Genomic DNA, 3,755 nt, shown 5'->3' with positions numbered 1-3,755 from the left:
GATCGGTCCTGCCGGACCTGCTGCGCCGAGCGGGGGAGCCGGCCGTCGTGGTGCACCGGGTCCTGCGGACCGCCGGGGTCTGGGAGTCGGTGGTGGCCCAGGCCCTCGCCGGGGAGGTCGACAGGCTCGCCCCCGTCGGCAACCCGATGATCGCCTTTCTCGCCAGCGGCGGACAGACCCGGGTCCGGATCAGCGCCCGCGCCGGTGACCGAGCCGAGGCCCGCAGACTCATCGAACCGGTGGAGGAGGCGGCCCGCGCCGCCCTCGGGATAGCGCTCTACGGCGTCGACGACGACACGCTGGAGGGGACCGTCCTGCGGCTGCTTGCCGAGCGGGGTGAAACGCTCGCCGTAGCCGAGTCGATGACCGGCGGGCTGGTCGCGGGTCGGCTCACCGACGTCGCCGGTGCCAGTGCCGTGTTTCGCGGCGGGGTGGTCTCCTACGCCACCGAGGCCAAGGAGTCCGTGCTCGGGGTCGACCCGGATGTGCTGGCGACCAGCGGCGCGGTGTCCCCGGAGGCGGCCGCGGCGATGGCCGCGGGCGTACGGGATCTGCTGGGGGCGACCAACGGGCTGGCGGTGACCGGGGTGGCCGGCCCCGACGAGCAGGAGAGCAAGCCGGTCGGGACTGTGCACATAGGTATGGTCGGTGCCTTCGGCACGCTGACGAGGTCCCTTCGCCTCCCCGGTGACCGTCGTACGAACCGCATCTATGCGGTCGTCCAGGCGTTGGACGCTCTTCGGCGTATCCTGTCGGTTCATACTTGTTGACTGGGATGAAGTGCCGGACGCCTGTTGCTTACATGGTTACAGTCGCATCAACGGCCGGCCATCACGGTGGACAGCAGGTATACGGTAAGGCCCAGCCCGAGGACGAAGGAGGAGGCACGATGGTCCTGCTCCGACGCATGCTCGGCGAGGCATTGCGCCGCCGCCGTCAAGATCAACATAGGACCCTGCGGGAGGTGTCCTCCAACGCGAGGGTTTCGCTCGGGTACCTCTCCGAGATCGAGCGAGGGCAGAAGGAGGCAAGCTCGGAACTGCTCGCCTCGATCTGCGGCGCGCTCGGCGTCCGGCTTGCCGACCTGCTGCGTGAGGTGAGCGACGATCTCGAGCTCGCCGAGCTCACGGCTGGCGGACCGGCGCGGGTGGGCGCTCCGATGGCGGGGATGCCGCCGATGGCCGCCATGCAGACCCGCGGTGGCGCCACCACCGCGGTGGTCGATCGTGCCGCCTAACCGACTTTGTTTTCGACGGCCGGGGCTCACCAGCGTCCAGCTTGACGTGCGACGATCGATGTATGGCGAACGTCGTCCGCAAGTTGTACCGCTATCTGTCCGCCTCGGCGAACCGGAAGCTGGACGAGAAGGCTGATCCGCGGGTCCAGATCGACCAGGCGATTACCGAGGCGCAGCGGCAGCACCAGGCGCTCGTGCAGCAGGCTGCCGCGGTTGTCGGCAACCAGCGGCAACTGGAGATGCGGATGGCCCGCCAGATCGACGAGGTCGAAAGCCTCACCGAGTCCGCGCGCCAGGCCGTCCTTCTCGCGGACGCGGCCAGCTCGAACGGTGAGGTGGACGCGGCCGGCCGCTACGAGCAGACCGCGCAGGCGTTCGCCAGCCAGCTCGTCGCCGCGGAGGGTGCCCTCGACGATCTCAAGGCCCTGCACCAGCAGGCCGTACTCTCGGCCGAACAGGCCCGCCGGGCGGTAGAGGACAACACCCTGCGACTGCAGGGGCAGCTTACCGAGCGCGCCCGGCTGCTGACCCAGATCGAGCACGCCGCCATGCAGGAACAGATGAGCAAGGCGCTCGACGGCATGTCCCAGCTCACCCCGCCGAGTGACACCCCGACGCTCGCGCAGGTCCGGGACAAGGTCGAACAGCGCTACGCGATCTCCCTGGGACGGCACGAGCTCGCCTCCCAGGGGGTGGAGTCGCGGATGCTGGAGATCCGCCGGGCGTCGTTGGACGCGAAGGCGTCCAACCGTCTCGCCGAGATCCGTACGGCTCTGTCGGCCGGACCGAGAGCGGACGGCGCCGGCTCCGGTGATCAGTTGTCCCTGGACAAGGGATCTCCCGGCCGGCCGGACGCCTGACGATGATGCCGGCAGGCAAGACCGGGCTGGGCAGCCGCCTGCCGGACTGGCTGCGCGCCGACATCGAACGCCGGAGCCTGCTGCGCGGCGAGCAGCGGCTGGTCCGTACCCAGGCCCGCCTGCGGCGGCGCGCCGCCGCGTCCGCGCGGGTGTGGGCCGGGGTCGCCGTCCTCACCCCGGCGGCCGCGGTCCTGGACGGGACGTGGGAGTGGCTGGTCGTGGGCGCCGGCGCGCTTGTGCGGGCCGGCCTGTCCTGGCGTCAGGCGCGGCTGGCCCCTGTGCTGCCGCCGGCCCTGCCGCTGCCGATGGCGCCGCTGCCCTCGCGGTTGATGTTACGGGGTTCGGCCGCCGCGGAACCCCTGCGTCGCGGCGAGGCGGCGATGGTCGCGCTCGCCGCCATGCTGCGGGCGTTGCCACCCGGGGCCGCCGCTGAAACGGTCCGCGCGGCGATGGCGTCGGCCGCGCAGGTGGTCGACGGCCTTCGCGGCGAGGCCGGCCGGGTCCTGGCCTGCGAGTCGGCCGCTCGTACGGTCGCCGACCCCGGCCGTCGGGCGGAGATCACTGCCACGATCTCGGATCTGGTGAGCTCGATGACAACCGCCGCGGATGCACTCGACGGGATGCTGGCCGCAGCCAGTGACCTGCTTGCCTCGACGTCGTCGACGCTGCCACCGGCGGGGCGCGACGGCGGCCTCGAACGCGGGACCGCCGCCCTGCGCGGTTTCGCCGACGGCCTGCGCGAACTCATGCGCTGACCAGTTCTGCGATCCCGAGGTGTTTCAGACCCGCAACCGCAGGCCGCGCGGAGTGGGATGGAAACCGGCGCGCTCCAGAGCACGACCGAGTGCGCTGGTGAGCACCGACTGGCCGTCGGCCTTCTCCACCGACAGCTGTCCGAGCCAGCCGTCCCGCACGGCGAGTGCAAGGGCGTCGACCGCCGGCTGCACCCGCTCGGGGTCGTCGGTCCAGGTCAGCAACGTCCTGCCACCGCGTTCGACGTACATCATCAGCTCGCCGTCGACCAGGACGACAAGCGCGCCCGGTGAGCGTCCCGGCCGATGCCCGCCGCCGGCTTGACCCGCCGGCGGCGCCGGCCAGGGCAATGCGGCGCCGTAGGGATTCGCTGGGTCGGTCGCGGCGAGCACGATCGCGCCGCAGGTCGGTGGGGCCGCCCGCAGCCGGTCGACCGCACCCAGGACGGCGAACTGGGCCGCGCCGAGGGACTCCACGAAGTAGCCGCGTCTGCACCGCCCGCCGTCCTCGAAGGCGGACAGGACGCGGTACAACCCGGCGAAACCGCCCGGGACTCCCTCGGCCGCGACCGCGCCGCGGGTGACGATCCCGTACCGGTCGAGAAGCATCTCGGCCTGGGCGTGGGCTCGCAGGGTCGGATCGGGGTCCCGGTCGGGCAGCAGCGACCAGCGGCCCGCCACCGTAGGTGGGCCGGTCCGCGACGGCATGGTCGGGCGGGAGTAGCGAGCCGGACGCACCCGGGGGCTGCGGCGGGTGGCCGGATGAGCGCCACGGCGGGCACCCAGCGAGGCCCGTAGCGGGGCGAGGCTGTCGTTGGTGACCAGGCCCGCCCACACCAGATCCCACAACGCGCTCGCGAGCGCGTTGTCGTCGAGGCTGCCGACCCGGTCCGACAGGGTCCGGAA

At 72.3% G+C, this 3,755-nt stretch carries 5 protein-coding genes; 4 read left to right on the top strand and 1 reads right to left on the bottom strand.

Translation table 11 applies throughout. The features are described from left to right. The 4 genes from DD1DGNOD_RS21140 to pspM all read left to right on the top strand — a co-directional run. On the top strand, positions 1–770 hold a 770-nt coding region (locus DD1DGNOD_RS21140), incomplete at its 5' end, for a nicotinamide-nucleotide amidohydrolase family protein (protein WP_131770900.1). 119 nt (positions 771–889) lie between these two features. Beyond that, positions 890–1,237, top strand: a complete 348-nt coding sequence (locus tag DD1DGNOD_RS21135; protein WP_131768258.1) for a helix-turn-helix domain-containing protein — start codon at positions 890–892, stop codon at positions 1,235–1,237. Positions 1,238–1,299: 62 nt separating this feature from the next. Then, positions 1,300–2,097, top strand: coding sequence for a PspA/IM30 family protein (locus DD1DGNOD_RS21130; RefSeq protein WP_131768257.1), 798 nt, complete (start codon positions 1,300–1,302; stop codon positions 2,095–2,097). A 2-nt stretch (positions 2,098–2,099) separates the two neighbouring features. Then, complete coding sequence (pspM, locus tag DD1DGNOD_RS21125; protein ID WP_131768255.1) at positions 2,100–2,852, top strand: phage shock envelope stress response protein PspM; 753 nt, start codon at positions 2,100–2,102, stop codon at positions 2,850–2,852. Between the two features lie 24 nt (positions 2,853–2,876). Here the strand turns inward: pspM and DD1DGNOD_RS21120 are convergent. After that, the coding region (locus DD1DGNOD_RS21120; protein ID WP_430827847.1) for an Lhr family helicase at positions 2,877–3,755 on the bottom strand (879 nt) is incomplete at its 5' end.

It is taken from the genome of Candidatus Protofrankia californiensis, from assembly GCF_900634765.1.
GTDB classification, from domain to species: domain Bacteria; phylum Actinomycetota; class Actinomycetes; order Frankiales; family Frankiaceae; genus Protofrankia; species Protofrankia californiensis.
This window is presented reverse-complemented; position numbering and strand designations above follow the sequence as displayed.